23 protein-coding genes, 1 pseudogene and 1 other annotated feature are annotated in these 26,328 nt (G+C 60.5%); of the genes and pseudogenes, 9 read left to right on the top strand and 15 right to left on the bottom strand.

Features of this window, described 5'->3' with window-relative positions:
* Positions 1 to 9 precede the first annotated feature (9 nt).
* From hisIE to hisG, 8 genes and pseudogenes are all read right to left on the bottom strand, one after another.
* A pseudogene (hisIE, locus tag WE862_RS14945) lies at positions 10 to 660 on the bottom strand (bifunctional phosphoribosyl-AMP cyclohydrolase/phosphoribosyl-ATP diphosphatase HisIE).
* Positions 653 to 1,426, bottom strand: coding sequence for an imidazole glycerol phosphate synthase subunit HisF (gene hisF, locus WE862_RS14940; RefSeq protein WP_019446757.1), 774 nt, complete (start codon positions 1,424 to 1,426; stop codon positions 653 to 655). The pseudogene hisIE and the gene hisF overlap by 8 nt, the downstream one beginning before the upstream one ends.
* Positions 1,426 to 2,187 (bottom strand): 1-(5-phosphoribosyl)-5-[(5-phosphoribosylamino)methylideneamino]imidazole-4-carboxamide isomerase, encoded by a 762-nt coding sequence (gene hisA / locus WE862_RS14935; protein WP_042030922.1) that lies wholly within the window; start codon positions 2,185 to 2,187, stop codon positions 1,426 to 1,428. Before hisA ends, hisF begins: the two co-directional genes overlap by 1 nt.
* Entirely contained in the window at positions 2,188 to 2,823 is a 636-nt protein-coding gene (gene hisH, locus WE862_RS14930; RefSeq protein ID WP_042030923.1) for an imidazole glycerol phosphate synthase subunit HisH, read from the bottom strand.
* Positions 2,824 to 2,908: 85 nt separating this feature from the next.
* On the bottom strand, positions 2,909 to 4,033 hold the full coding sequence (gene hisB / locus WE862_RS14925) for a bifunctional histidinol-phosphatase/imidazoleglycerol-phosphate dehydratase HisB (protein ID WP_042030924.1): 1,125 nt from the start codon (positions 4,031 to 4,033) through the stop codon (positions 2,909 to 2,911).
* A 15-nt stretch (positions 4,034 to 4,048) separates the two neighbouring features.
* Entirely contained in the window at positions 4,049 to 5,119 is a 1,071-nt protein-coding gene (gene hisC, locus WE862_RS14920; RefSeq protein ID WP_042030926.1) for a histidinol-phosphate transaminase, read from the bottom strand.
* Positions 5,116 to 6,441: a histidinol dehydrogenase gene (hisD, locus tag WE862_RS14915; protein ID WP_042030927.1), complete on the bottom strand. Its 1,326-nt coding sequence runs from the start codon at positions 6,439 to 6,441 to the stop codon at positions 5,116 to 5,118. Before hisD ends, hisC begins: the two co-directional genes overlap by 4 nt.
* Before the next feature lie 12 nt (positions 6,442 to 6,453).
* Positions 6,454 to 7,350, bottom strand: a complete 897-nt coding sequence (gene hisG, locus WE862_RS14910) for an ATP phosphoribosyltransferase (protein WP_042030928.1) — start codon at positions 7,348 to 7,350, stop codon at positions 6,454 to 6,456.
* Positions 7,351 to 7,374: 24 nt separating this feature from the next.
* Positions 7,375 to 7,503 (bottom strand) — a sequence feature (His leader region).
* A 187-nt stretch (positions 7,504 to 7,690) separates the two neighbouring features.
* Here hisG and WE862_RS14905 point away from each other — a divergent pair.
* The 7 genes from WE862_RS14905 (at position 7,691) to rnd (ending at position 15,322) form a co-directional block, all read left to right on the top strand.
* Positions 7,691 to 7,933 carry a hypothetical protein gene (locus tag WE862_RS14905; protein ID WP_042030929.1) on the top strand — a complete coding sequence of 81 codons (243 nt, stop codon included), beginning with the start codon at positions 7,691 to 7,693 and terminating at the stop codon, positions 7,931 to 7,933.
* Positions 7,934 to 8,000: 67 nt separating this feature from the next.
* Complete coding sequence (locus tag WE862_RS14900) at positions 8,001 to 9,908, top strand: ATP-dependent DNA helicase (protein ID WP_339058640.1); 1,908 nt, start codon at positions 8,001 to 8,003, stop codon at positions 9,906 to 9,908.
* A gap of 134 nt (positions 9,909 to 10,042) precedes the next feature.
* Positions 10,043 to 10,744: a tRNA (adenosine(37)-N6)-threonylcarbamoyltransferase complex dimerization subunit type 1 TsaB gene (gene tsaB, locus WE862_RS14895; RefSeq protein ID WP_042030932.1), complete on the top strand. Its 702-nt coding sequence runs from the start codon at positions 10,043 to 10,045 to the stop codon at positions 10,742 to 10,744.
* 101 nt (positions 10,745 to 10,845) lie between these two features.
* The gene (locus tag WE862_RS14890) at positions 10,846 to 11,361 is read left to right on the top strand and encodes a Slp family lipoprotein (RefSeq protein ID WP_041207704.1); all 516 of its coding nucleotides are present in this window, start codon (positions 10,846 to 10,848) and stop codon (positions 11,359 to 11,361) included.
* Between the two features lie 9 nt (positions 11,362 to 11,370).
* Positions 11,371 to 12,237: an alpha/beta fold hydrolase gene (locus tag WE862_RS14885; protein ID WP_042030933.1), complete on the top strand. Its 867-nt coding sequence runs from the start codon at positions 11,371 to 11,373 to the stop codon at positions 12,235 to 12,237.
* Positions 12,238 to 12,446: 209 nt separating this feature from the next.
* The gene (gene fadD / locus WE862_RS14880; RefSeq protein ID WP_422388481.1) at positions 12,447 to 14,111 is read left to right on the top strand and encodes a long-chain-fatty-acid--CoA ligase FadD; all 1,665 of its coding nucleotides are present in this window, start codon (positions 12,447 to 12,449) and stop codon (positions 14,109 to 14,111) included.
* Between the two features lie 98 nt (positions 14,112 to 14,209).
* The gene (gene rnd, locus WE862_RS14875) at positions 14,210 to 15,322 is read left to right on the top strand and encodes a ribonuclease D (protein WP_042030934.1); all 1,113 of its coding nucleotides are present in this window, start codon (positions 14,210 to 14,212) and stop codon (positions 15,320 to 15,322) included.
* A gap of 180 nt (positions 15,323 to 15,502) precedes the next feature.
* Here rnd and WE862_RS14870 read toward each other — a convergent pair whose 3' ends face one another.
* The 6 genes from WE862_RS14870 to WE862_RS14845 form a co-directional block, all read right to left on the bottom strand.
* On the bottom strand, positions 15,503 to 16,147 hold the full coding sequence (locus tag WE862_RS14870) for an MBL fold metallo-hydrolase (protein ID WP_042030935.1): 645 nt from the start codon (positions 16,145 to 16,147) through the stop codon (positions 15,503 to 15,505).
* A 22-nt stretch (positions 16,148 to 16,169) separates the two neighbouring features.
* Positions 16,170 to 17,285 carry a tRNA 2-selenouridine(34) synthase MnmH gene (gene mnmH / locus WE862_RS14865; RefSeq protein ID WP_042030936.1) on the bottom strand — a complete coding sequence of 372 codons (1,116 nt, stop codon included), beginning with the start codon at positions 17,283 to 17,285 and terminating at the stop codon, positions 16,170 to 16,172.
* Positions 17,282 to 18,319: a selenide, water dikinase SelD gene (gene selD / locus WE862_RS14860; protein ID WP_042030937.1), complete on the bottom strand. Its 1,038-nt coding sequence runs from the start codon at positions 18,317 to 18,319 to the stop codon at positions 17,282 to 17,284. Before selD ends, mnmH begins: the two co-directional genes overlap by 4 nt.
* Positions 18,320 to 18,728: 409 nt before the next feature.
* Positions 18,729 to 19,913 (bottom strand): acyltransferase family protein, encoded by a 1,185-nt coding sequence (locus tag WE862_RS14855; protein ID WP_042030938.1) that lies wholly within the window; start codon positions 19,911 to 19,913, stop codon positions 18,729 to 18,731.
* A gap of 345 nt (positions 19,914 to 20,258) precedes the next feature.
* Entirely contained in the window at positions 20,259 to 21,452 is a 1,194-nt protein-coding gene (locus WE862_RS14850) for a class I SAM-dependent methyltransferase (protein WP_025201720.1), read from the bottom strand.
* A 110-nt stretch (positions 21,453 to 21,562) separates the two neighbouring features.
* On the bottom strand, positions 21,563 to 22,993 hold the full coding sequence (locus WE862_RS14845) for a methyl-accepting chemotaxis protein (protein WP_042030939.1): 1,431 nt from the start codon (positions 22,991 to 22,993) through the stop codon (positions 21,563 to 21,565).
* Positions 22,994 to 23,076: 83 nt separating this feature from the next.
* Here WE862_RS14845 and WE862_RS14840 point away from each other — a divergent pair, with 83 nt between their 5' ends.
* Both WE862_RS14840 and WE862_RS14835 read left to right on the top strand, forming a co-directional pair.
* Complete coding sequence (locus tag WE862_RS14840; protein ID WP_042030940.1) at positions 23,077 to 23,349, top strand: acylphosphatase; 273 nt, start codon at positions 23,077 to 23,079, stop codon at positions 23,347 to 23,349.
* Between the two features lie 15 nt (positions 23,350 to 23,364).
* Positions 23,365 to 24,123 (top strand): CHAD domain-containing protein, encoded by a 759-nt coding sequence (locus tag WE862_RS14835; RefSeq protein ID WP_042030941.1) that lies wholly within the window; start codon positions 23,365 to 23,367, stop codon positions 24,121 to 24,123.
* A 109-nt stretch (positions 24,124 to 24,232) separates the two neighbouring features.
* Here the strand turns inward: WE862_RS14835 and metG are convergent, their stop codons facing one another.
* Complete coding sequence (gene metG / locus WE862_RS14830) at positions 24,233 to 26,266, bottom strand: methionine--tRNA ligase (RefSeq protein ID WP_031227580.1); 2,034 nt, start codon at positions 26,264 to 26,266, stop codon at positions 24,233 to 24,235.
* Positions 26,267 to 26,328: the final 62 nt, after the last annotated feature.

Below are 26,328 nucleotides of genomic sequence, written 5' to 3'. Positions count from 1 at the left end.
TGATGAACACTATTTTTGATGCCGCTCATAAAGCCGCTGCACGACATCTTGTAATCCCAGCCCTTCATTTTGCAGCAGCACGGTCAGGTGGTAGAGCAGATCGGCGGATTCGTTGATGAGCTCCTCCCGATCCTTGGCCATAGCGGCCAGTGCCACTTCAACACCTTCCTCACCTACCTTCTGGGCGATGCGCTTGGTGCCTTTGCCGTAGAGGCTGGCGGTGTAGCTGGTGGCCGGATCGGCCCCTTTGCGAGAAGCCAGCACCTGCTCCAGCTCCGCCAGAAAGCCGAGCGGCGGCAGTGGGTGACCATGGAAGCAGGAAGTTGTGCCCTTGTGGCAGGTGGGGCCGACGGGGTTGGCGGCGATCAGCAGAGAGTCCTGATCGCAGTCGGTGCTGATGGCCACAAGTTGGAGCACATTGCCCGAGCTTTCACCCTTGGTTCACAGTCGCTGTTTGCTGCGGCTAAAGAAGGTGACCTGACCGGTGGTCTGGGTCTTTTCCAGCGCCTCGCGTGTCATAAAGCCCTGCATCAGCACCTCGCCGCTGGCGGCGTGTTGGACGATGGCAGGGATCATGCCGTCACATTTTGCCCAATCGAGTTGTTCGGCAAGGGGGCGCGCACTGGCGGTTGTTTGTATGTTATCAGAGAAGTTATTCACGGATGGCGACTCCTTCGGTTTTCAGCCAGCGTTTCAATTCGGGAATGGGGATAAGGCCCTTGTGGAACACAGAGGCGGCCAGCGCCCCGTCCACATCGGCGAGGGTAAAGGCATCGCGAAAGTGCGCCATGGCACCGGCGCCGCCGGAGGCAATCAGCGGCACCTTGCAGACACTGCGCACCAGCTTGAGCTGGTCGAGATCATAACCTTGGCGCATGCCGTCCTGATTCATCACGTTCAGCACGATTTCGCCCGCGCCGCGCTTTTGCACCTCCTGCACCCAATCGAGAGTGTGCCAGGCGGTGGTGCGGGTGCGACTCTCGTCACCGGTAAACTGTTTGACCTGATAGTGGCCCGTTTCGGCGTCGAAGTAGGAGTCAATGCCCACCACCACGCACTGCACGCCAAAGCGCTCGGCCAGTCGGCTGATGAGGGTGGGATCGGCAAGGGCCGGGGAGTTGATGGAGACCTTGTCGGCGCCAAATTCGAGGATCTGGCGGGCATCTTCCACGCTTTTGATGCCACCGGCGACGCAGAAGGGGATATCGATCACCTCCGCTACCCGGCTCACCCAGCTCTTGTCCACCACCCGGGCATCGCTGGAGGCGGTGATGTCATAGAACACCAGTTCGTCAGCGCCCTCTTCGGCGTAGCGGCGGGCCAACTCGACAATGCCGCCCATCACCTCGTGGTTGCGAAACTGCACCCCTTTGACCACCACGCCATCTTTCACGTCGAGGCAGGGGATAATACGTCTTGCCAGCATCAGTTGCCTCCTGTGGTATCGGCTGCGGGAGCTTGCCAGCAGGCGATGGCGTCACCTACCGAGAACTTACCCTCCAGCAGGGCGCGGCCAAGGATGATCCCCTTGACGCCGGAGCCCTTGAGTGCCTCGATATCCGCGATGCCGCCAATGCCGCCGGAGGCCTGAAAGGCGACGCTCGGGTAGCGGGCGCAGAGATCACGATAGAGCTCGACGTTGGTGCCAGCCAAGGTGCCGTCACGGCTGATATCGGTGCAGAGCACATGCTTGAGCCCGGCGGGGAGGAAGCGCTCGATCAGCGCCTCGATGGTCACACCGCTGTTCTCCTGCCAGCCTGCTACCGCGATATGGCGATTGCCCTGCTCATCGATATTGACGTCCAGCGCCAGCACGATCTGCTCGGGGCCATATTTCTCCATCCAGCTCGCCACCAGATCCGGGGATTTGACGGCGGTGGAGCCAATCACCACCCGGCTGGCACCGGCGGCCAAGAGGTCTGCCACATCCTGTTCGGTGCGCACGCCGCCACCGACCTGCACCGGTGCTTCGGTGGCCGACAGCAGTTGGGTCAGCAGGGGCAGCTGGCGCGCCTTGGCATCCTTGGCACCGTCCAGATCCACCAGATGGAGCTGCACCGCCCCCTGGGAGACATATTCATCGAAGCGGGCCTGCGGGCTGCTGCTGTATTCGGTCTTCTGCTCGTAGTCCCCCTGATAGAGGCGAACTACTTGACCGTTGATAAGGTCAATTGCGGGAATGATCATTCAAAGCTCCAGAAAATTTTGCAGCAAACGGGCACCGGCTGCGCCTGAGCGCTCCGGGTGGAATTGAGCGCCGAAGAAGTTGCTGTGCTCTGCAACCCCACCGACGATGGCGGTAAACGGCTGGCCGTAGTCACAGGTCGCCAGCGTCGCCTCGGTCACCTCCAGCGCATAGGAGTGGACGAAGTAGAAGTAGCTGCCGCTCGGGATCCCCTTGAGCAGAGGATGGGTCTCGTCGTGCTCAATCTGGTTCCAGCCCATATGGGGCAGGCGCAGATTGCCGACCTCCATCAGCCGGATCTTGCCCGGCACTATGCCAAGGCAGTCGATGAGATCGCCTTCACTGCCATCGGCACTCATGCTCTCTTCGGAGGCCTCAGCCAGCATCTGCATGCCGAGGCAAAAGCCCAGCAGCGGCTGTTTGGCGGCGCGAATGAGCGGCACCAGCCCGCGCTCATTGAGGTTCTTCATGGCGGCTACCGCGGTGCCGACACCGGGCAGGATCAGCTTGTCCGCTTGCTCGATATCGGCGGCCAGGCTGGAGACCAGTGGCTGTACGCCGAGGCGCTCGAACGCCATTCTGACCGAGGCCAGATTGGCGCAGCCGGTGTCGATGATGACAAGTTTTTGATTGTTCATCGTCTGCCCTTACTCATATCGATTGGCGAGATTCGCACCATCAATGCGGTGTCGATAATGGCCAGCTTCTGCTTGCTCACATCCATCACAGCACTCCCTTGCTGGAGGGAAGCTCGCTCCCTTCCACCCGAATGGCCTGACGCAGGGCACGGCCAAAGCCTTTGAACAGCGCCTCCACCTGATGGTGGGTGTTGCCGCTGCCCACCTTCATCTGAAGGGTGATGGCCATGGCGTCCGACAGCGAGCGGAAGAAGTGGGGCACCATCTCGGTGGCCATCTCGCCCACGTTGTCGCGGCCAAAGCCGCTCGGGCAGTCGAACACGAAGTAGGGGCGACCGCTCAAGTCCAGCGCCGTGCTCACCTCCTGCTCGGTCAGCGGACGCGCATCGATCACTGCCTGCACCTCGTCCATCGCCAGCACAAAGCCGAAGCGGCCGATGCCGCGCTTGTTGCCAAGGGCCTGACGCAGCGCCTGACCCAGCGCCAGCCCCACATCCTCTACCGTGTGGTGATCGTCGATATGCAGATCACCGCTGACGTTCAGCTTGAGCTGGAAACCGGCGTGGGTGGCGATCTGATCCAGCATGTGATCAAAGAAGCCGATGCCGGTGGCGATCTGGTTGCCGCCGCTCTTGTTTGTGGCAGAAGGGTCCAAATCCACCGCAACCTGGATGCGGGTCTCTTTGGTGTAGCGCTCCACCGAGGCTACGCGCCCCTTGGATAACAGCTGATCACGGATGGCGAGCCAGTCGTGATCTTGCGGGTGGTAGCGAATACCGCCAATGCCCATGTTCTCGGCAAGCTGCAGATCGGTCTGGCGATCGCCAATCACGAAGGAGTTGGCAAAGTCGATACGACCGGAGGCGAGATACTCCTTCACCAGCCCGAGGTGGGGCTTGCGGCAGCTGCAGCCGTCGGTGGGGAAGTGGGGGCAGATCAGCACCTGTTCCCACTTCACCCCTTGCGATTCAAACAGGTGCATCATCAGGTCGTGGGGCGGCTGGAAGTTCTCCAACGGCAGGCTGGCGGTGCCCAGTCCATCCTGGTTGGTCACCATCACCAGCACGTAGCCAGCGGCCTGCAACTCGCGCAGCACAGGAATGACCATGGGTTCGAAGCGCAGCTTGGCGAGGCTATCCACCTGCTTGTCGGTCACCGGCTCTTCAATCAGGGTGCCGTCGCGGTCGATAAACAAAAACGGGGTCTTCATCGCTACATCCTTGTCTTACAAAGTGGGAGAGGGCAGATCACGCAGTACCGCCAGCACGGCATCCATCTCGCTCTGATAGCCGATGGTGACGCGAATGCTGTTGTCCAGACCCGGCTTGCTGGAGAAATCCCGTAGAATGATGCCGGCGGCCTTCATGGCGGCAAAGACGGCGGCGCCATCCACAAAGCGCACCAGCACGAAGTTGCCCTTGTCCTCGAATACTTCCTTCACGCAGGCAAGCTTGGTCAGCTCTGCCTTGAAGGCGGCTTTTTGCTTGTTGAGCTCTATCACTCGCTCTTGCATCAGCTCCAGTCCCATGGGGGAGAGGGCTTGTGCCGCGATCTGGGCGATGGGCTCGGGGATGGGATAGGGGGCGATCACCTTGGCCAGCATGGCGATCACCTCGGGGCTTGCCAGTGTAAAGCCGCAGCGGATCCCCGCCAGAGCAAAGGCTTTGGAGAGGGTGCGGGTCACCACCAGATTGGGGAAGCGGGCCAGCAGGTCCACCACGGACGCCTCGGGGCAGAACTCGATATAGGCCTCGTCCACCACCACGATGGCGCGATCCCGCGCTTTTTCCAGCAGGGCGATGAGGCCGTCGCGACCCACCAGATCCCCTGTGGGGTTGTTGGGGGAGCAGAGAAACACCAGTTTCACATCACTGAGGCGATCGGCGATGGCGGGCCAGTCCGGTTGGCGGCTGGCGGTCAGCGGCTGCTCGACGATGCCAACGCCACAGGTTTCGGCGCTGATGGCGTACATGCCGTAGGTGGGCGGGCAGATGAGGATCTGATCTTCACCCGTTTCGCAGAAGGTGCGGATCAAGAGCTCGATGGCCTCGTCGGCACCGCGGCTCACCAGCACCTGATCCGGATTAACCCCGGTATAGGCGGCATAGCTATTCACCACCTCGGCCGGTTGACACTCGGGGTAGCGGTTGAGGCGGCTCCCCTCGATGGTGAAGGGATAGGCCTGCGGTGCCTCGTTGGCGTTGAGCCAGACGTGGCCCTTGCCGCCAATGCGGCGAGCAGATTGATAGGGGGTGAGGGCCCGCACCACGCGGCGCGCCAGATTGGCAATGCTCATGACAAATCCTTCTGCTGTGCTGTTGGTTGGGGCGCGGCGGCCAGGGCGTTCAACCTGAGGGTGACGGCGTTCTTGTGGCCATCGAGCCCTTCGGCCTCGGCTATGCGCTCGACGATAGGGCCAAGGCCGCGAATACCTTCGGCGCTCAGCTCCTGCACCGTGTAGCGGCGCTGATAATCGGCGAGGCCAAGGCTGGAGCAGGTGCGGGCATAGCCATAGGTGGGCAGGGTGTGATTGGTGCCGCTGGCGTAATCGCCGACCGACTCGGGGGTCCATGCTCCCAGAAAGATGGAGCCGGCGTTCTCGAGTTTATCCAGCAGGTCACGAGGCGCTTGGGTCTGCACAATCAGGTGTTCCGGCGCATAGGCGTTGGAGATGGCGCAGGCTTCTGCCAGATCGTCACAGAGGATCACCAGACTGCTGCCGAGCGCCTGCGCGGCGATATCGCGGCGGCTCAGCTTGGTTAGCTGGCTCTTGATTTCCCCTGCGATGGTGTCGGCCAGTAGCGGCGAGGTGGTGACCAGCACCACCTGGCTGTCGGGGCCGTGCTCGGCCTGGGAGAGCAGATCCGCCGCCACGAAGGCGGGGTTGGCGCTCTCGTCGGCGATCACCAGCACCTCGGAGGGGCCGGCCGGCATGTCGATAGCGGCGCCGCGCCAGTCGCGGGATACCTGCCCCTTGGCTTCGGTCACATAGGCGTTACCCGGTCCGAAGATCTTGTCCACCTTGGGAATGCTCTCTGTGCCGTACGCCATTGCCGCGATGGCCTGGGCGCCGCCGATGGCGAACACCTTCTCGACGCCGCAGGCGCGGGCGGCAAACAGGATCTCGTCGCTCGCCGGAGACGGGGTGCAGAGCACCACTTCACGGCAACCGGCGATAGCAGCCGGAATAGCCAGCATCATCACGGTGGAGGGGAGCGGTGCGCTGCCTCCCGGCACATACAGGCCGACCCGGCTGATGGGCTGGGTGCGCAGCTCGCACACCACCCCTGGCTGGGTCTCGACTCGTACCACCGGCTGCAGTTGTGCGGCGTGGAAGGTGCGAATATTGGCAATCGCCGCTTCGATGGCGCTTTTTATCTCGCCATCCAGCCGTGCGCAGGCGGCTTCAATCTCATCCTCGCTGACGCGCAACTGTTCACGGGGGGCACGCTCGAAGCGCTGGCTCAGCTCGCGCAGGGCCTCGTCGCCACGGCTTCGCACCGCTGCGATGATCTCTTTGACCACGGCGCCGATATCGGCCTCGTCATTGAGAGCGGGCCGGGTCAGTACATCGGCCTGCTGGGCGGGGGAGAGGGTCTTCCAGATCAGGGTCTGCATGATGTCCCTTCCTTATTCCATCATTTTTTCGATGGGCAGCACCAGAATGGAGCTGGCACCGAGCGCCTTGAGCTGCTCCATGGTTTCCCAGAACAGGGTCTCGCTGGAGACGACGTGCAGGGCCACCTGATTGGTGTCACCGGCCAGTTGCATGATGGTGGGGCGCTCGGCACCCGGCAGCAGATCGGTGATGGCATCGAGCTTGTCTTTGGGGGCGTGCAGCATGATGTATTTGCTCTCGCGCGCCTGCTGCATCCCCTGAATACGGGGCAGCAGTTTGTCGATGAGTTTCTGCTTGGCATCGGACAAGGGGTTGGGGGACTGTACCAGTACCGCCTTGGAGCGGTAGATCACCTCTACTTCTTTCAGGCCATTAGCTTCCAGGGTTGCACCGGTGGAGACCAGATCGCAGATGGCATCGGCGAGACCCGCGCGGGGCGCCACTTCCACCGAGCCGCCCAGCATCACGCTCTTGAAGCCGAGACCCTTTTCGTCGAAGAAGCGCTTGAGCAGCCCGGGATAGGAGGTGGCGATGCGTTTGCCAGCCAAGCTCTCTGGCCCTGTGTAGGTTACGTCTTCCGGCACCGCGAGCGAGAGGCGGCAGCCGCCAAAATCGAGCTGCTTGAGAGTCTTGACCGCAAAGGGCTGACCCTGAGAAGCGCGGATCAGCTGCACCTCTTCCAGCACGTTCTCGCCGATGATGCCAAGGTCGACCACCCCTTCCATTACCAGCCCCGGGATGTCGTCATCGCGCACCCGCAGGATATCGATGGGCATGTTCTCGACATGGGCGATAAGGCGCTGCTCGCGCAGGTTGATCTTGAGGCCACAGCTCTTGAACAGGGCCTGAGAGTCCTGGCTAAGACGACCGGACTTTTGCATGGCGATACGCAGACGTTGTGTTTCCATTGCTCGATTTCCTTCTAGTCAAAAACGAAAAAACCCTCGGAAGTGGGTGCTTCCGAGGGTTTATGAATCTTGCGGTCCTTTTGGAAGTCACCAGTAACGTGTCTTCCAGCTGTCAACCTCCTGAAAGACTATTCGGGATGATGATGGTGGTGATGAGTCTTCAGGCTGGTGAACTGCATGTAATCAATCCTTTACAAATAAGATGTCGTTGTTGACGCCCGATTTAAACTACCTGCCTTGACGGAAAAAGCAACCGGAAAATGTGATTTGGTCGATTAAAGTTGAGAAAACGGTTTTCTGGTCGATAACTAGACAATAACCCCTTGCAGGAGTTCGTATCATGCCGAGCCAAGACCTGTTGTTCCCCATTTTGCCCCGGGCCCCCGCCACCCCCGGTAGCGAAGAGATCAAGCGGGAAGTGAACCAGATCAGCAAGAAGCATCAGCTGCGCAAGACCAGCACTGACAACAGTGACTCCCAGCAGCGCGAGCAGGCTTATAGCCAGAAAAAGAACGATCAGCAGAAGGTGGAGGATAGTGATCACAAGCCGGATCCCGACCACCAGATCGATCTCTTCGTCTAAGCAGATTATCTGTCCCGCTTTTGCCGCACTTTTGGCATAATGGCCGCTTTGACCGCGGGACGCCCCTTTGACCATCCAGACCCTGTTCAAGCCAGATGGCCCTCTGGCCAGCCATATCGACGGTTTCAAAGCTCGCGCTCCCCAGCTGGAGATGGCCGAGGCGGTCGCCCGCACCATCAAGAATCATGGTCGCTTGCTGGTGGAGGCGGGGACAGGTACCGGCAAGACTTACGCCTATCTGGTGCCTGCGCTGGAGTCCGGCAAACGGATCGTGATCAGCACCGGCTCCAAAAACCTGCAGGAGCAGCTCTTCTATCGGGATCTCCCGACCATCACAGGCGCACTCTCCTACACCCCGCCGGTTGCCCTGCTCAAGGGGCGCAGCAACTATCTCTGCATCGAGCGGATGAACCGGCTCTTGAGCGAATCCCATCTGCAAAAACCGGAAGTGCTCAATGATCTGGTCAAGGTGAAGTCCTGGTTCACCGCCACCGACAACGGCGACGTGGGGGATATTCCGGGGCTGCAGGAGAGCGCCGAGATCCTGGCTCATGTCACCAGCACCAATGAAAACTGCCTCGGTCGGGATTGCCCCTATTACGACGACTGCCATCTGGTGGTGGCCCGCCGCCGCGCCATGGACGCCCAGGTGGTGGTGATCAACCATCACCTCTTCTTCGCCGATATGGCGGTCAAAGACACCGGATTTGGCGAGCTGGTACCGGAAGCTCAGGTCTATGTCTTTGATGAGGCACATCAGCTGCCGGAGATCGCCACCAGCTACTTTGGCAAGTCGGTGGGCAGCCGTACCATTCTGGATTTGGCACAGGATATCCAGCTTGCCTATCGGGCCGAGGCCCACGACATGGCCCAGCTCGGCAAGGCTGCCGACCGGCTTGCCATTGCCAGTCAGGATCTGCGGCTCGCTTTTGGGGTGGATGGTGGTCGCGGCAATACCCGTGACATGCTGCGTCAGCCGCTTTGGGGCCAGGCACTGGCTCGTCTTAACGATGCCATCGGGCTCTGCTATGAAGTGCTGAAGCTGGCGCTGGGACGGGGTGAACAGCTGGATCACGCCTTCGAGCGGATCAGTGAGCTGCGCACCCGCCTTGGCGAGGTGCTGGCGGTCAATCAGACCGGATTCTCCTACTGGTATGACTGCTCACGGCTGCACTTTACCCTCAACCTGACTCCGCTCTCGGTAGCCGAGCGCTTTGGCTCAGAGGTGCTGCGCCCCGAGGTGGCTTGGGTCTTTACCTCTGCCACCCTGACTGTCGATCAACGTTTCGATCACTTCAAGGCCGAGCTGGGACTGACGGGCAGCGCCGAACTAATCCTCGACAGTCCGTTTGACTATGGCGAGCAGGCACGGCTCTGCGTGCCGCGTTTCCTGCCCGAGCCCAACGCCTTTGGCCGCGGTGAGCAGCTGGCCAATCTGATGATCCCGCTGATCAACAAAACGCCGGGGGGCTGTTTCTTCCTCTGCACCAGCCATCAGGTGATGCGTCAGGTGGCAGAGGTGCTGCGTCGGGAGATTGGCCGTACCGTCTTGCTGCAGGGAGAGGACAACAAGCAGCGGCTGCTCAAGGAGTTTGTCGAGAATGGCCGTGCCGTGCTGGTGGCGACCAGCAGCTTCTGGGAGGGGATCGACGTGCGAGGCGCAGCGCTCTCCTGTGTTATCATCGACAAGCTTCCCTTTGCGAGCCCCGATGACCCTCAGCTCAAGGCACGGGTAGAGGATTGCAAGTTAAAGGGCGGTGATCCCTTCGCCGAGCTGCAGCTGCCCAAGGCGGTGATTGCGCTCAAACAGGGGGTAGGGCGGCTTATTCGTGATCGCAGTGATCACGGCGTACTGGTTATCTGTGATCCGCGCATGGTCAACAAACCCTACGGCGCCACCTTCATCAAGAGTTTGCCCGCCATTCCGCGAACCCGCGAGCTGGCGACGCTGGGCAATTTTTTTGACCGCAGTTGAATATACCCGCCTGACATGTGGCCTGTCGCAGCCGTTCAGGCGGGGGATTGTCGCTAACAAACGATTTGAACAACGGGCGAGCATCTCTCGCTTGCTCGTTATGTAATTGACTGATTTTATAGAGATTGGAAAGCATGAACGAGTTGAAGATCCTGGCCGTTGATACCGCCACCGAAGCCTGCTCCGCCGCCTTGCTGGTGGGTGACAAGGTATTCTCCCGTTGGGAGGAGGCGCCACGGGATCATACCCGCAAGATCCTGCCGATGGTTCAGGCTCTGTTGGATGAAGCGGGGATAACCTTGGACAAGCTCGATGCCATCGCTTTTGGCCGTGGCCCGGGCTCTTTTACCGGCGTGCGGATCGGTATCGGCGTCGCACAAGGGCTGGCGTTTGGTGCTGGCGTGCCGCTGATTGGCATCTCCACTCTGGCGGCCATGGCGCAAGGGGCTCATCGGTTGGAAGGGGCCGAGCGGGTGCTGACCGCCATCGATGCGCGCATGGACGAGGTCTATTTCGGTCACTACGAGCTGATCGATGGTCGTATCCAGCTGGTGGGTGAAGAGGTGGTGAGTGGCCCGGCCGCGCTGGTGGAAGCCCGTGGCAAGCACTCTGGCTGCTTTACCTGTGTCGGCACCGGTTTTGAGACCTACGGTGAGACCCTCAAGGGCCTTGCCGACGAACTGGTGGTCAGCCAGGTGCGTTTCCCGGCCGCAGAAGACATGTTGCCGCTGGCCCGCACCGCCTGGCTGGCGGGTGAAGCTGTAGCGGTCGAGCAGGCGACCCCGGTATATTTGCGTGACAAGGTGACCTGGAAAAAGCTGCCGGGTCGCGAATAAGGGCAAAGGCGCCATGGCTTTCATGTCGCCTCTGCCACCGAGACTCGCCCTGTCATGGGTTGTGTCGTGGCCTTGGGGCCGTTCGGCGAGAGGAGAGTGACATGTTGAAACGTGCGATGGTGATTGGGGCGACAGCCCTGCTGCTCGGGGCCTGCAGTACGGTGCCCAAGGAGCTGGTCTATCAACCGGAGAACCAGCTGGTGGCCTATCAGCCGGCCCTCGGCGGTATGGAAGGCAAGCCTGCCCGCTGGAGCGGGATCATTTCCGCGGTGCACAACAAGGCGGATCAGAGCGTCATCGAGGTGGTCTATCTGCCGCTGCAGGCCAACGGCGTGCCGGAGCAGACCGAGCAGAGCCCCGGCCGTTTTCTGGCCATCATGAAGGGTTTTGTCGACCCGACCCTCTATGCCAAGGGGCGCAGCCTGACGGTGCTCGGCACCATAGGTAAACCGGTGGACAGCCAGATTGGCGAGCACAACTATCGCTTCTCGGTGCTCAATGTAACGGGGAGCAAGTTGTGGCCGCCGGTCAAGGAGGTGGAGGTTCGCTATGTGGATCCCTACTTCTACGACCCCTTTTACGATCCCTTCTGGCCAAGACGGCCACTGCATCGCTAGGAGCACGCTTTGAGTACCCCGATGCAAGAGCGTTTCGTCACCCTGGCGGATGGCCGCCGGGTGGCCTTGCTCGAGAACCGGCAAGTGGCTCCCGAGTTGCCACAAAAGCCCCTGTTGATAGCCCTGCATGGCTGGCTCGACAATGGCGCCAGCTTTCTGCCTCTTGTCCCGTATCTTGATGATTTTCATCTGGTGTGTGTCGATCTGCCGGGGCATGGTCACTCCGATCACAAAACCACGCCCTATGTCTTTGTCGACTGGCTCGACGATCTCTACCAGATCACTCAGGCTGCAGGCTGGCCCCGTTTTGTCCTGCTGGGCCACTCCCTTGGCGCCCTCATCGCTTCTGCCTATGCCGGCGTGTTCCCCGAACAGATAGAGCGGCTCATTCTGCTGGAGGGGCTCGGGCCGCTCACGCAGCCTGACGAGGACGTTCCCGCCCAGATAAGGAGAGCGATCCTCAATCGCAGCCGCACCCGCGAGCGAAGTGCGGCTGGCTTTGCCTCCATCGATGAAGCTGTCGCGGCGCGCTGCAAGGTGGCAGATATCACGCCTGAGGCGGCGCGCCTTATCTGCGAGCGGCAGCTCGAGGAGCGGGCAGGGCGCTGGCACTGGCGCAGCGATCCCCGCTTGCGGGATCTCTCGCCGCTTCGGATGAGCGAGGGACAGGCGCAGGCGCTGATCAAGGCAATCTGCTGCCCGGTGCTCTTTATCCGCGGTGAACAGGGATTTGCCGAGCTGGAGGCACAGTGGCAGTTGCGACAGGGGGCCTTCAGGCAGATAGAGCAGGTGATTTTGCCGGGAAATCACCATTTTCATATGGAAAATGGCGCAGCAACCGCCGTTTGTATCGTAAATTTTTGTCAAGTTCGGTAGAATCACCGGCTTTCTATAATTCCAGGTTTGTCATCCCCCTCACATTTTTCCGTTGTTAATTTGCTGTTAATTGATGTTGCGCTGTGTAAATATGGGCGGCATTAGAGTACGTGCTTAAAACAGTTGATTGAAATCGATGTGAACAGGGACGGAGGCAACAGAGTGAGCGCACAGGTGCTAGTTATGCAGGAGAAGTTCGTGGAAAAAGTTTGGCTCAAGCGTTATCCACAAGGGTCCCCGCCGAGATCAATCCGGAGCAGTTCAGCTCGCTGGTCGAGATGTTTGAATCCTCAGTGAGCCAGTTCGCCGACCAGCCCGCTTTCGTCAACATGGGGCAGACCATCACCTACCGCCGACTGGAAGAGCAGTCCCGCGCCTTTGCTGCCTACCTGCAAAACGAGCTGAAGCTGGAGAAGGGTGATCGGGTCGCGGTGATGATGCCGAACCTGCTGCAATACCCCATCGCCGTGTTTGGCATCCTGCGTGCCGGCATGATAGTGGTCAACGTCAACCCGCTCTATACCCCGCGTGAGCTGGAGCACCAGCTCAAGGACTCCGGTGCCAAGGCCATCGTCATCGTCTCCAACTTCGCCCATACCCTGGAAAAAGTGGTCTACGACACCCCGGTCAAGCACGTCATCCTGACCCGCATGGGTGACAACCTGGGTCTGGCCAAGGGCACCCTGGTCAACTTCGTGGTGAAATACGTCAAGAAGCTGGTACCCAAATACAACTTGCCGCACGCCACCACCATGCGCCAGGCGCTGGCCAAAGGGCGTTATCAGCAGTACATCAAGCCGGAGATTGCCTGCGAAGATCTCGCCTTCCTGCAGTACACCGGCGGTACTACCGGTCTCTCCAAGGGGGCCATGCTGACTCACCGCAACATGATTGCCAACGTCGAGCAGTGCCTCGGCGTATATGGCCCCATGTTGGAGCGGGGCAAGGAGTTTGTGGTTACCGCCTTGCCGCTCTACCACGTTTTCGCGTTGACCGTGAACTGCCTGCTCTTTATGCGCCTTGGTGGTTACAACCTGCTGATCAGCAACCCGCGCGATATCCCGGGTTTTGTCAAAGAGATCAAGAAATACCCCTTCACCTGCATCACCGGCGTCAACACCCTGTTCAACGCCCTGGTCAACAATGCCGAGTTCCAGAGCATCGCCTTTGACAAGCTCAAGCTCACCATAGGTGGCGGCATGGCGGTGCAACGGGCTGTGGCGGAGCAGTGGAAGAAGCTGACCGGCACCCCGCTGCTGGAAGGTTACGGCCTGACCGAGTGCTCGCCGCTGGTGAGCGTCTGCCCCTACGATCTGAGCGATTACAACGGCTCCATCGGCCTGCCGGTCTGCTCCACCGATATCCGTCTGGTGGATGACAACGGTCAGGTGATCCACGAATTCGGTACCCCGGGCGAGATGCAGGTACGTGGCCCGCAGGTGATGGTCGGCTACTGGCAGCGCCCCGAGGCCACTGCCGAAGTGATGCAGGATGGCTGGCTCTGTACCGGTGATATCGCTGTGTGCGACGAGCAGGGCTTCTTCAAGATCGTCGATCGCAAGAAGGACATGATCCTGGTCTCCGGTTTTAACGTCTATCCGAACGAGATCGAAGATGTGGTGGCGCTCCATCCGAAAGTGCTGGAAGTAGCCGCAGTCGGCGTGCCGCACAAGGTCTCCGGCGAGCTGGTGAAGATCTTTGTGGTCAAAAAAGATCCAAAGCTGCAGGAGGACGAGATTATTGCCCACTGCCGCAAACATCTGACTGCCTATAAGGTGCCGAAACTGGTAGAATTTCGTGACGAACTTCCCAAGACCAATGTGGGCAAGATCCTGCGCCGCGTACTGCGTGACGAGGAGATTGCCAAGCAGTAAGGCGCTACACCGGGCTTTCTGGTGTGTCGCAGTGATGCAAAACCGTGGGTCATCCCACGGTTTTTTCTTTTTGGCCCTGATCAACCGCGCAGGCACAGATGCAATATCAACTTATCACTCAGCAAGCCGAACTTGAGCAGTATCTCGCTTCTCTGGCCGACGTTCCCCTGGCTATCGATACTGAATTCGTTCGCACCCGCACCTATTATCCCCAGCTTGGCCTGTTTCAGATCTACGACGGCCAGCAACTGGCGCTGCTCGACCCGCTTACTCTCGATCTGGCTCCGCTCTGGCAGCGGCTTGGCCGGGCAGGGCAGATCGCCATTTTGCACGCCTCCGGTGAAGATCTGGAGCTGATCCAGCATCAGGCTGGCCATCTGCCCAACCAGATGCACGACACCCAGCTGGCTGCCGCATTCCTCGGCCACGGTGTATCGGTCGGTTTCGGTGCGCTGGTCAAGGAGTTCCTCGGCGTGGAGCTGGAGAAGGATCAGGCCCGTACCGACTGGCTGGCCCGCCCGCTGACCCCGCGCCAGCTTGAATACGCCGCGGCTGACGTCTTCTACCTGATGCCGCTCTACGAGAAGGTGATGGCTAAATTGCGTGAAAGCGGCAAGTTTGCCTGGTTCGAGCAGGAGTGCCACAGCCACTCCGCCCGCAAGACCCAGGGCAGCGATCCCCGCCAGGCCTATCTCGATATCGTCAACGCCTGGCAACTGGGGCGTCGTGAGCTGGCCATCCTGCGTGAACTGGCCGCCTGGCGCCAGCAGGAGGCGGTACGCCGCGATCTGGCTCTGAACTTTGTGGTCAAAGAGCTGCACCTGTTCAAGGTAGCGGAGCGCCGTGCCGCTTCCCTGCGCGATCTCAACGAGCTCGGCCTCTCGCCCATCGAAATCAAGATCCACGGCAAGCGGATGCTCGATATCGTTGCCAGGGCGCAGCAGAGCGATCCCGACAGCTGGCCCGAGCCCATTCGCCGGCTGGTGGACTATCCCCAGTACAAGGGCGAGCTCAAGCGGATCAAGGCACTGGTGGAGGAGAAGGCCAAGGCGAGCAACATTCCGCCCGAGCTGATTGCCAGCAAGAAGATCATCCACCAGTACTTCACCTGGAGCTGGCGGATGGGAGATGCGGAGCGTGCCCGTGCCGACAAACCCATGCTGCTGCAAGGGTGGCGCCATGAGCTGGTCGGTCACCTTTTGGAACAATAAGTGCACTGATTGTTGCACCTATGAATCAATCCTCACCCTCGGGTGGGGATTTTTTATTGGACGACATTCAGAGAGAGGCAATGATGGGGTGGCCGATCTGGCCACGCGATCAATTTGGCATGTATCAGCGGGAATAGCGGAAGAGTGAAAAAGGCAGCGGAACACCGCTGCCTTTTTTGATCACCAGATAGGCTGGGTCAGGTAGGGGTTGCTCGCCTTCTCGCGGCCGAAGGTGGAGCTGGGGCCGTGGCCCGGGATAAAGACGATCTCGTCACCCAGTGGCAGCAGGGTCTCGGTGATCGACTTTATCAGCGTGCCGTGATCGCCACGGGGGAAGTCGGTGCGGCCGATGCTGCCGGCAAACAGCACATCCCCAACCCAGGCGAGCTGCTCGGCTTGGGAGAGCAGCACGATATGGCCCGGGGTGTGGCCGGGGCAGAAGTAGACATCCAGCTCGCACTGGCCAAGCTGCACCTTGTCACCCTGCTCAAGCCAGCGATCCGGCGTGAACGCGGGGGTATGGGCGAAGCCGAACATCTGGCTCTGCTGGGGTAGCATGTCGAGCCAGAAGGCGTCTTCCTTATGGGGGCCGGTGATGGCGACGCCAGTTTTTTCCCGCAGCTCGGCGGCTGCACCGACGTGATCCAGATGACCGTGGGTCAGCAGGATGTGGGTCAGGGTCAGGCCGCGCTTGGCGATGGCGGCCAGCAGTTTGTCCGCTTCGCCGCCCGGATCGATCAGGGCCGCCTGATGGGTCTCGTCACACCAGATGAGGGAGCAGTTCTGGGCGAACTGGGTGACCGGGATCACCTCGAATTTCAACATAGAGTTCCTCTCTTGGAATGGGTCAGCCGCGCAGCGCGTTGGCATGCTGCTCGGCGAAATAGTCGAGGCAGGCCTGCTTGTCACCGCGAAACACGATGCGCTCCTGCTTGTTGCCAAGCTGGTAGAGATACATGGGGTCGTAGTAGCGGGTCAGCAGCAAGGTGATCCAGGCCAGATGCAGCGCGGTATCGCCGCTCTTCTCCTGCTCGGTGAGAGCGGTCTGCATCAGGGCATCCAGCTCACGGTGGGCCTGATCGCCAAGACGGCGCTTGAGGCGGGCCAGCGCATCGGTGAGGTAGGCGGCAAACAGCGGCCATCCCCCTTCTTGGCCATACATGGCTTGATAGCGCAGCCAGAGATCGTGTACGTAATCTTCACGGATCTGCTCGGCCCGATCGATTTGCGGAACATCCACCACCACCAGCGGTGCCTGACTCATGGCCTCATGGAGGGAGAGGGGCAGGCAGCAGCGGCCAATCAGGCGGCTCTCATCCTCGACCACGAAGGTCTGCTCGCCGCGATGGCGGCGCTTGAGCAGTTCGATGGCGAGGTTGTTTTCAAAGTTGATGTTGCTGGGTTGGCCGCCGGGCAGTTGACCAAAAGAGGAGCCCCTGTGATGGGCGTGTCCTTCCAGATCCACCGCCTGGGTCACCTGATCGAGCATATGGGTCTTGCCGGAGCCGGTCATGCCGGTCAGCACGCTCCAGTGACACTCGGCAGAAGCCTTGTCCTGGGTGTCGATCAGAAAACGGCGCAGCTCCTTGTAGCCACCGGCGACGCGGGGGCGAGTCATCCCCGCTTCAGCCAGCCACTGTTGTACGGTTTGCGAGCGCAGGCCGCCGCGAAAGCAGTAGAGCACGGCATCGGGCTGCTGGCGCAACTGCGCCAGCCAGCCTTCGAGTCGCTCGGCACGTACTGCCCCCCCCACCAGCTTGTGTCCAAGCTCAATGGCGGCGGCCTGACCCTGCTTCTTGAAGCAGGTCCCCACCTGGGCGCGCTCATCGTCTGTCATCAAGGGCAGATTGGTCGAGCAGGGGAAGGCCCCCTCCTTGAACTCGATGGGGGCGCGCACATCAATCAACGGCACATCGTCCAAAAAGAGTTGGGCGTAATCCGTGGCCAGTGGCAATTCACTCATTGGACAATCTCGATAAAGCGGGAGCCCTCAAGGGGCTTGATCTGGCCGATGGGCGAGAGCGCAAGGCCTGCTTCGCGCGCGATGGCGAGCAGCTCGGCTTCGCTCTCTTTCCCCACGGCGACCAGCAGGCCGCCGCTGGTTTGCGGATCGCACATGATGTTGCGGGTGCGATCGTCCATGGCATCGAGCTTGTGGCCGTAGGAGTCGTGATTGCGCAGGGTGCCACCCGGTACGCAGCCCTCGGTGAGGTAGTAATCCACCTCGTCCAGCAGCGGCAACGCCTTGAAGTCGAGGCGGGCGCTGACATTGGATCCTTCGCACATCTCCAGCAGATGGCCCGCCAGACCAAAACCGGTGACATCGGTCATGGCGTGGACACCCGGCAGCTCGGCAAAGCGTTGACCGATCTTGTTGAGGGTGCACATGGCGTTGGGGGCCAGTTGCTCGTGTTCAGGCTTGAGCTTGCCCTTCTTCTGGGCGGTAGTGAGGATACCGATACCGAGGGGCTTGGTCAGATAGAGGGTGTCACCTACCTTGGCGGTGTCGTTCTGCTTGATGGCATCCAGAGGCACGATACCGGTGACCGCGAGGCCGAAGATGGGCTCGGGGGCATCGATACTGTGACCACCGGCCAGCGAAATCCCCGCTTCGTGGCACACCTGACGGCCGCCGTCGATCACCTGCTGGGCCACTTCCGGCGCTAGGGTATTGATGGGCCAGCCGAGGATGGCGATGGCAACGATAGGCTTGCCGCCCATGGCGTAGATATCGCTGATGGCGTTGGTGGCGGCGATGCGGCCAAAGGTGAAGGGGTCATCGACGATGGGCATGAAGAAGTCGGTGGTGGAGACAATGCCCTGACCGTTGCCGATATCGACCACGGCCGCGTCATCCTTGCTGCTGTTGCCAACGATCAGGGTCGAGTCGTTGAAGCCCGGGATCTGGCTCTTGAGAATGGTGTCGAGCACCTTGGGAGAGATTTTGCAGCCACAGCCAGCGCCGTGGCTGTATTGGGTCAGACGAATGGAAGACATACTTACCCCTTGTTTGTGCACCGTGTGCAAAGGCTCTGCGGGAGCCATCTTGGTCAATGCGCGGCCATCTACCGTCATGTAAAGAGCCGCAAAAATAGGTGGCCTTGGCTGCTTCTGGAAGCAGTGATGTCAGGCAGTCACGCAGGGCTGCCGGGTAGGACGGGGAAGAAGAGGCGACAGATGCGCCAACACAGCCCCGCCAAGGGCCACAGGACAGGGCATTATGCCACAAATGCCCCCTCTGGTTCGAACAGGAATTCACACAAAGCGAAGGGGATTGGCGGGTGAAGGGTTAGGGAGGAGGGCTCTGGCATGAGCCGCTCAGTTATCGGCAGGGGGAGAGCTCTCGTGGATTTGCCCCGCAGAGGTTGGCTTAACCTCTGCGGGGCTATCAGTTGGCGAAAAAGGGTTAGCCGGCTTGCTCCAGCACCGGCTGGCGAGCCTTGCCCCAGCAGCGCAGGCGCCGTTGCAGTGGTCGCTCCAGCAGGTTGTAGCTCAACGCCGAGAGCCCGATCAGTACCGCCATCATCAGCAAGGTGGCCACTACCCCCAGCAGCGGGTTGGTTTGGCCATACCACCACTCGGTGAGCCCCGGTGCCAGATAGTGGATGAGCTCGCAGCCGGTGAGCAGCACCAGCGCATGGAGCAGGTAGATGGAGTAGGAGAGATCCCCCAGCCAGTTGGTGAAGCGGTTATCCAGGAGGTGCAGCAGCGGGCTTTGGCGATCGCCCTGGCAGGCGGCAATCCAGATCAGCAGCACGTAGGAGGCGATCAGCAGCAGTGTCAGCTGCGGCGTCATGGTGAACTGCATCAGCGCAAAGGGCAGCACAAAGGCGACCAGCAGCGGCAGATCTCGCTGCATCATGGGCAAGCCTTTTGCGGCCTTGACCCTCGGCAGCAGCCAGAGGCCAAGCACAAATTCACTCACCCCGCGCCCCACCGCCAAGGCGCCGCTGGTGACATCCAGGGTGCCCCGACTGTGCACGATAAAGGCCAGCACCGTCAGCGCCAGCAGAGGGGCGAGATGGCTCCAGCGACTGCGGGTGACCGCCAGCGGAATCAGCAGCGGGAACAGCAGGTAGCTGATCCACTCCACGCTGAGCGACCAGGCGGCGAAGTTCCAGGTCAGCCCGTGATCGGTCACCACCTGCAGCAGCAGGAAGGCGCTCGGCAGCGCCTCGGCCGGGGTGAAGGGGGAGCCGAAGGGGGGCATCCCTTCCCACTCCCACATCTTGAACAAGGGGCCGGCGTAGAAGCCCACCCCGTGCTGCGCCTTGTAAAGCTCCCAGCCGACCAGCAGCAGCAGGGTCACCAGATAGAGGGGATAGACGCGGGTCAGCCGCAGCCAGAGAAAACGGCCATAGCTGACGGTGCGAGGTGTGCGGGTGAAGGCCTCGCCATAGACATGGGCCAGCACCACGCCGCTCAAAATAAAGAACAGGTCGACCCAGAGGTAGCCATTCTCGATGAGTTGGGTGTGGCCTGCGATCGACTCCATCCACTGGGGAAAGAGCAGCAAGCGGGCATGGAACAGCACCACCATCAGGGCAGCGATGCCCCGCAGCGGCGTTAACAGCGGCAATGATTGATTCATAACGGGATCCCTTGTGATGTTCAGCTTGGCCTGACATCGATTTTTGTTGTTGTACCGTCCATCACTCCTGATGGGACGGTTGCCCCGGCTTGGCTGCCGCAGGCGGGATCACACTACGGAAAAGAGAGTCATACGGGTGTGATTTAAATCATAAATGTGCAGTTATTGTGCAAAAAAATTTAAACAGATAAAGACGTGGGACGCAGGCAGGAAAAGAGGAGGAGAGAGAATCCCCATAAAGCAGAGAGGGTGGTCAACGGGGCGAGGGGCAGGTCTATAGGGGTTAAGCAAAACAATCAGGCCCACAAGGGGCCTGATTGATCACAAGGGGAGGGTAGTTGCCGATCAGCGGGCGCGTACCACCAGACCCTTGAGGTAGAAGCCTTCCGGATAGGCAGTACCGATGGGGTGATCGGAGGCCTGGGAGAGCAGCTCCAGGATCTGGGCATCGCGACCGGCATCGAGCGCCGCATCGGCAACGATCTTCTGGAACAGGCTCTGCTCCATCAGGCCGGAGCAGGAGTAGGTCAAGAGCACGCCACCCGGTGCCAGCAGCTGGAACGCCAGCATGTTGATATCCTTGTAGCCGCGGCAGGCACCCAGCAGCTGCGCCTTGCTCTCGGCGAACTTGGGCGGATCCAGTACGATGACGTCGAACTTCTCGCCCTTCTCGCGATATTCCCGCAGCAACTTGAACACGTCGTGACGGACAAACTGGGTGTTGCTGGTATCCAGCCCGTTCAGCTCGGCGTTCTGACGGGCGATATCCAGTGCATTCTGGGAGAGATCGACGTTGACCACTTCCTTGGCGCCGCCCTTGAGGGCATAGACGCCAAACCCACCGGTGTAGCAGAAGCAGTTGAGCACCCGCTTGCCTTCGGTGTACTTGGCGGCAGCCTGACGGTTATCTCGCTGATCCAGATAGAAACCGGTTTTGTGACCGTTGCGAATATCCACCAGTATCTTGACGCCGCCATTCTCCTCGATGACCACGGGCTCGTTCGGGGTTTCGCCATAGATGACGCCGGTGCGCTCTTTCAGCCCTTCCTTCTTGCGCACTGCCACATCGGAGCGCTCATAGATGCTGCACTCTGGGTAGAGGGTACGCAGTGCTTGCGTTATCAGCTCGCGCTGGAACTCGGCACCGGCAGAGAGAATTTGGCACACCAGAAAATCGGCGTAACGATCGATGGTCAGACCCGGCAGACCGTCGGATTCGGCGGCGCAGAGGCGATAACCGGTGAGGCCCTGACGCTTGATGAGCCCGTCGCGGGACTCTTGTGCGTATTTGAGACGACGGATAAAGAAGTCGAGATCGACTGTCTCATCCTTGTCGAAGGTCCAGACCCGGGCACGGATCTGGGAGCTGCCCGACCAGGCGCCACGAGCAAGCCATTTGCCGTCATGGGTAAGGATCTCGACGGTATCGCCGTCAATGGGGTTGCCCTGAACCCGCTCGATCCCCTTGGAGAAGATCCAGGGGTGGCGACGCAGCAGGGATTTTTCGCGGCCTTTGACGAGATAGATGGAAGCGCTCATGGATGTTTGCCAGATGGTCAAAAGAAAAGGGGCCACATTCTATGTGGCCCGCAGGTAAAACTCAAACGGCCCGGTGCATCAGCGTGCCCGAACCGGATGTGACTGACAGATCAGATCCTGATCCCCTTGAGTGCCCGGGCCAGCTCGCTGGCGGTGGCTTTCAGCCCCTGCGTGCCAGCCACCGAGGCGCTGGCAGACTCCTCCACCTGCGCTGCTTCATGGCGTACCTGATCCAGATTGTGGGTGATCTCGGCGGCCACCGAGCTCTGCTCTTCGCTGGAAGTGGCGATCTGGGTGCTCATCTCCAGTACCGCATCGCTGTGATTGCTCAGCTTCTCGATATCGAGCCCCACCTCGCTGATGAGTTGCTGGCTGCTGGCCGCGCGACCCACGGTTTTCTCCATGATGTCGTTAAGGGCGCCGGTGCCGGCTTGCAGCTCTTCGATCATCTTCTGGATCTCGACCGTTGCCTGCTGGGTGCGGCTGGCGAGGGTACGCACTTCGTCGGCCACTACTGCAAAGCCGCGTCCCTGCTCACCGGCGCGGGCCGCTTCGATGGCGGCGTTAAGGGCCAAGAGGTTGGTTTGCTGGGAGATGGCGTTGATGACGCTGACCACCTCGTTGATGCGGTTGGCATTGTGGGTCAGACGCTCGACTGCGCCGGAGGCGTTGCCAATCTCGTCGGCCAGAGTGCGGATCGCCTCTATGGTACGGGCCACCCGGTTGGCGCCATTGGCCGCCTCTTCGCTCGATTGACGGGTCTGCTGCAGGGTGTCGTTGGCATTGCGCGCCACTTCGCGAATGGCGGCTGACATCTGTTCCATGGCGGTGGCCAGCGAATCCATGTGCTGGCGCTGGGCGCTCGCCATGTTTTCGCCTTCACTGGCGTGGTCGCGAAACTCGTCGGCGGCCATGGTCAGCGCTTCGGCGGACTCTTCGACCAGCTTGACGATCTGATGCTGGCGGTCGGTAAAGCGGTCGATGCTGCCCGCCAGGGTAGAGAACTCGTCGCGTACCGGGAAGAAGTTGAGGCGGAAGGTGAGATCGCCGTCGGCCACGGTTTGCAGCGCCTTGTTGGTGGAGTACAGGGCACCGGATACAAAGGTCATCATGTAGTGGATCACCAGTGCCATCAGGGCAGCCAGCGCGCCAATCATAGTGAGCGTGGTGCCCTGATCATCCCACATTGAGGAGGTACTGGTGTCGAGCTCGCCGGTCACATAGCCAGCCTGACCCGCTGGTGCGGTGAAGCGGTAGCGATCGCCCTGCTGTTCGAGCCCGCTCACCCCTTGTGGCTGGATGCGCAGATCGGCTGGCAGAGTGAGCGTTGGCTGCTGGCTGACCAGTTGCGCCGTGGTCTCGACCCGCTGCTGCAACTGCTCAACCTTGAGTTTTATCTCCTGATCGTGGTTGTTTGCCAGCAGATACCAGCTGAGAAAGGCGATGATCAGCAGGGGAAGCCAGAAGGCGATGTGGAATTTTTCACTGATGGTGAGGTGAATGAGATAGCGGTCAACCCAGCGGAATTTAACTTCTTTCATAATGGAGCTGCATCCTGCAGAAGAGGGAGTGTCGCGCTCATTATCGTCTCGGGAATTTTTTTCTTAAGCAGAAGGTGTGAGAAATGGGAGAGCAATCGTTTGTCATTCGGGTGTGGGGGCAGGTACAAGGGGTCGGATTTCGCTACTTCACCTGCGAGCGTGCCTTGCAGCTGGGGCTGCGCGGCCATGCCTACAACCTGGAGGATGGGTCGGTGGAAATCCTCATCAGCGGGCCGACGCAGGGGGTACAGATGATGCTGGGCTGGCTGGAACATGGCCCGCGCACCGCCCGGGTGACCCGGATGGAGTATGAAGAGGCGCTGCCGCCGAGCGGCCAGGGCTTTCATACCAACTGATCTGCCGGGAACATCATGACTGCCGATACGCGTGATCCCTTGCTGGCGCAGGCCCGGGTGCTGGTTGCCAGCTACCGCCATGCTGCTCGCGCGGTGCGCCGTGAAGCGAGCGAAACCCATGTCCATGGTTACCGCATTGCTGCGCGCCGCATGCAGGCGCTGCTCGCATTGTGGCGACCCGTTCTTTGTCATCCAAAACTGGAACGACGGCTGCAGCGGGCCATTGGCCGACTCTCGGCTCTGCGCGATGCACAGGTTTACGCCGCGCGCTTTGGCGCGTCATCCACAATCGTCTTGCCCAGGGTGACGGTTCCCCTTTTTTCGGGCCTGCTTGCCAGCTGGCTGGATGCATTGGAGCAAATTCGCGATACCTCGGGGCTGGCTCGTCACTACCGGCGCCACCTTGCCCGTCGCCTCGATGGGGCATTGAGCCGACTTGATGAGCACCCGGCTGGCAATGTCTCCCATCGCCAGCAGCTGCGCCGCTGGCATCATCTGCGGCTGGAGATAAAACAGGCTCGTTATGGCGCAGAGTTACTGCTGGAGCTGGGGGCGGGTGAGGCACAGTGGATCAGCGCCTTTAGTCATTGGCAGGAGCGGCTCGGGCAGTTGCAGGATTGGCGGCAGTGGCGGCGCGCACTGAAAGGAAACCAACGGCAGCGCAGGGTGAGGCGCAAACTCAAGCGCAAGACAGTGACGCGATTGCGCCGCCTCGATTGCCAGCAGGCAGAACTGGTGGGGCTCAAGGTGGCGATGCTGGATAGCCCGCTCTAACCATCTTGCCGGATGCTCAACGGGAGTAATCCGCAGAGTTGCAGAGACGAAAAGAGTGCAGAGACAAAAAAAGAGGCCCGCAGGCCTCTTTTTTATCGGGTTGATGTGCTTACTTGACGCGCATACCCGGCTGGGCGCCTTCCTGCGGCTCCAGGATCCAGAGATCCTTGCCGCCCGGGCCTGCAGCCAGCACCATGCCTTCGGACATGCCGAAACGCATCTTGCGTGGTGCCAGGTTGGCCACCATCACGGTCAGCTTGCCTTCCAGATCTTCCGGGTTATAGGCGGACTTGATACCGGCAAACACCTGACGGGTTTCGCCGCCGATATCCAGTTGCAGCTTGAGCAGCTTCTCGGCTTCCGGTACCGCTTCGGCCTTCTTGATCAGCGCTACGCGCAGGTCAATCTTGGCAAAGTCGTCATAGGTGATGGTTTCGCTGATGGGGTCATCAGCCAGCGGGCCGCTCACTTTCGGTGCCTGCTCTTTGGCCAGGTCTTCCTTGGATGCGTCGATCATGGCTTCAATCTTCGCCGGCTCGATGCGGGAGAAGAGGGCCTTGAACGGCGCAACGGTATGGTCGACCAGCGGCATTTCGATGCCATCCCAGCTGAGGGTTTCGGCCAGGAAGGCTTCGGCACGTTCGGCCAGGAGCGGCATGACGGGCTTGAGGTAGGCCATCAGCACGCGGAACAGGTTGATACCGACGGAGCAAACGGCTTGCAGCTCGGCGTCAGCGCCTTCCTGCTTGGCGATAACCCAGGGAGCCTTGTCATCCACGTAGCGGTTGGCCTTGTCGGCCAGCGCCATGATTTCACGGATGGCGCGGCTGAACTCGCGGCTCTCATACGCTTCGGCAATGGCGGTACGGGCATTGGCAAACTCGGCGTAGAGCTCGGGTTCGGCGCAGGTTGCCGCCAGCTTGCCGCCAAAACGCTTGGCGATAAAGCCGGCGTTGCGGGAGGCGAGGTTAACCAGCTTGTTGACCACGTCAGCGTTGACGCGCTGCACGAAATCTTCGAGGTTCAGATCCAGATCGTCGATGCGGCTGTTGAGCTTGGCGGCGTAGTAGTAACGCAGGCACTCCGGATCCAGGTGGTTCAGGTAGGTAGATGCCTTGATGAAGGTGCCCTTGGACTTGGACATCTTGGCGCCGTTGACGGTCACATAACCGTGCACGTTGACCTTGGTCGGCTTGCGGAAGTTGGCACCTTCCAGCATGGACGGCCAGAACAGACAGTGGAAGTAGGCGATGTCCTTGCCGATGAAGTGATAGAGCTCGGCGTCGGAGTCCGCTTTCCAGTAGCTGTCAAAGTCGATGTCGCCACGCTTGTTGCACAGGTTCTTGAACGACGCCATGTAACCGATGGGTGCATCCAGCCAGACGTAGAAGTACTTGCCCGGGGCGCCGGGGATTTCGAACCCGAAGTAGGGGGCGTCACGGGTGATGTCCCACTGCTGCAGGCCGCTTTCGAACCACTCCTGCATCTTGTTGGCCATCTCTTCCTGAATGGCGCCGGAGCCACGTACCCACTCTGCCAGCCATTTTTCAAACTGCGGCAAATCGAAGAAGAAGTGCTCGGAGTCCTTCATCACCGGAGTGGCACCGGAGACGGCAGATTTCGGATCGATAAGCTCAGTCGGGCTGTAGGTGGCGCCGCAGCTGTCACAGTTGTCGCCATACTGCTCCGGAGACTTGCACTTGGGGCAGGTTCCCTTGACGAAACGGTCCGGCAGGAACATCGATTTTTCCGGATCGAACAGCTGGGAGATGGTGCGGCTCTTGATAAAGCCACCATTTTTCAGGCGGCCGTAGATCAACTCCGCCAGCTCGCGGTTCTCGTCGCTGTGGGTGGAGTGATAGTTGTCAAAGCTGATGTTGAACCCGGCGAAGTCGGCCTGGTGCTCCTTGGAGACCGCAGCGATCATCTCTTCCGGGGTGATCCCCATCTGCTGTGCCTTGAGCATGATCGGGGTGCCGTGGGCATCATCGGCACAGATAAAGTGCACCTGATGACCGCGCATTCGCTGATAACGAACCCAGATATCGGCCTGGATATGTTCCAGCATGTGGCCAAGGTGAATGGAGCCATTGGCATAGGGGAGGGCGCAGGTTACCAGCATTTTACGAGGATCAGTTGCCATATTACGTTCTTGATGTGCTTGTTGGGATGATAGAGTGCCGTGCATGTTACCCGAATTGGGGG

It is taken from the genome of Aeromonas jandaei (assembly GCF_037890695.1).
In the GTDB taxonomy this organism is placed as follows: domain Bacteria; phylum Pseudomonadota; class Gammaproteobacteria; order Enterobacterales; family Aeromonadaceae; genus Aeromonas; species Aeromonas jandaei.
This window is presented reverse-complemented; position numbering and strand designations above follow the sequence as displayed.

What these genes read in the sequence shown, in the direction of transcription:
- hisF (WP_019446757.1), bottom strand. Translation starts at nt 1,426, where the DNA reads ATGCTGGCAAGACGTATTATCCCCTGCCTCGACGTGAAAGATGGCGTG.
- hisA (WP_042030922.1), bottom strand. Translation starts at nt 2,187, where the DNA reads ATGATCATTCCCGCAATTGACCTTATCAACGGTCAAGTAGTTCGCCTC.
- hisH (WP_042030923.1), bottom strand. Translation starts at nt 2,823, where the DNA reads ATGAACAATCAAAAACTTGTCATCATCGACACCGGCTGCGCCAATCTG.
- hisB (WP_042030924.1), bottom strand. Translation starts at nt 4,033, where the DNA reads ATGAAGACCCCGTTTTTGTTTATCGACCGCGACGGCACCCTGATTGAA.
- hisC (WP_042030926.1), bottom strand. Translation starts at nt 5,119, where the DNA reads ATGAGCATTGCCAATCTGGCGCGCCGCGTGGTGCGGGCCCTCACCCCC.
- hisD (WP_042030927.1), bottom strand. Translation starts at nt 6,441, where the DNA reads ATGCAGACCCTGATCTGGAAGACCCTCTCCCCCGCCCAGCAGGCCGAT.
- hisG (WP_042030928.1), bottom strand. Translation starts at nt 7,350, where the DNA reads ATGGAAACACAACGTCTGCGTATCGCCATGCAAAAGTCCGGTCGTCTT.
- WE862_RS14905 (WP_042030929.1), top strand. Translation starts at nt 7,691, where the DNA reads ATGCCGAGCCAAGACCTGTTGTTCCCCATTTTGCCCCGGGCCCCCGCC.
- tsaB (WP_042030932.1), top strand. Translation starts at nt 10,043, where the DNA reads ATGAACGAGTTGAAGATCCTGGCCGTTGATACCGCCACCGAAGCCTGC.
- WE862_RS14890 (WP_041207704.1), top strand. Translation starts at nt 10,846, where the DNA reads ATGTTGAAACGTGCGATGGTGATTGGGGCGACAGCCCTGCTGCTCGGG.
- rnd (WP_042030934.1), top strand. Translation starts at nt 14,210, where the DNA reads ATGCAATATCAACTTATCACTCAGCAAGCCGAACTTGAGCAGTATCTC.
- WE862_RS14870 (WP_042030935.1), bottom strand. Translation starts at nt 16,147, where the DNA reads ATGTTGAAATTCGAGGTGATCCCGGTCACCCAGTTCGCCCAGAACTGC.
- mnmH (WP_042030936.1), bottom strand. Translation starts at nt 17,285, where the DNA reads ATGAGTGAATTGCCACTGGCCACGGATTACGCCCAACTCTTTTTGGAC.
- selD (WP_042030937.1), bottom strand. Translation starts at nt 18,319, where the DNA reads ATGTCTTCCATTCGTCTGACCCAATACAGCCACGGCGCTGGCTGTGGC.
- WE862_RS14855 (WP_042030938.1), bottom strand. Translation starts at nt 19,913, where the DNA reads ATGAATCAATCATTGCCGCTGTTAACGCCGCTGCGGGGCATCGCTGCC.
- WE862_RS14850 (WP_025201720.1), bottom strand. Translation starts at nt 21,452, where the DNA reads ATGAGCGCTTCCATCTATCTCGTCAAAGGCCGCGAAAAATCCCTGCTG.
- WE862_RS14845 (WP_042030939.1), bottom strand. Translation starts at nt 22,993, where the DNA reads ATGAAAGAAGTTAAATTCCGCTGGGTTGACCGCTATCTCATTCACCTC.
- WE862_RS14840 (WP_042030940.1), top strand. Translation starts at nt 23,077, where the DNA reads ATGGGAGAGCAATCGTTTGTCATTCGGGTGTGGGGGCAGGTACAAGGG.
- WE862_RS14835 (WP_042030941.1), top strand. Translation starts at nt 23,365, where the DNA reads ATGACTGCCGATACGCGTGATCCCTTGCTGGCGCAGGCCCGGGTGCTG.
- metG (WP_031227580.1), bottom strand. Translation starts at nt 26,266, where the DNA reads ATGGCAACTGATCCTCGTAAAATGCTGGTAACCTGCGCCCTCCCCTAT.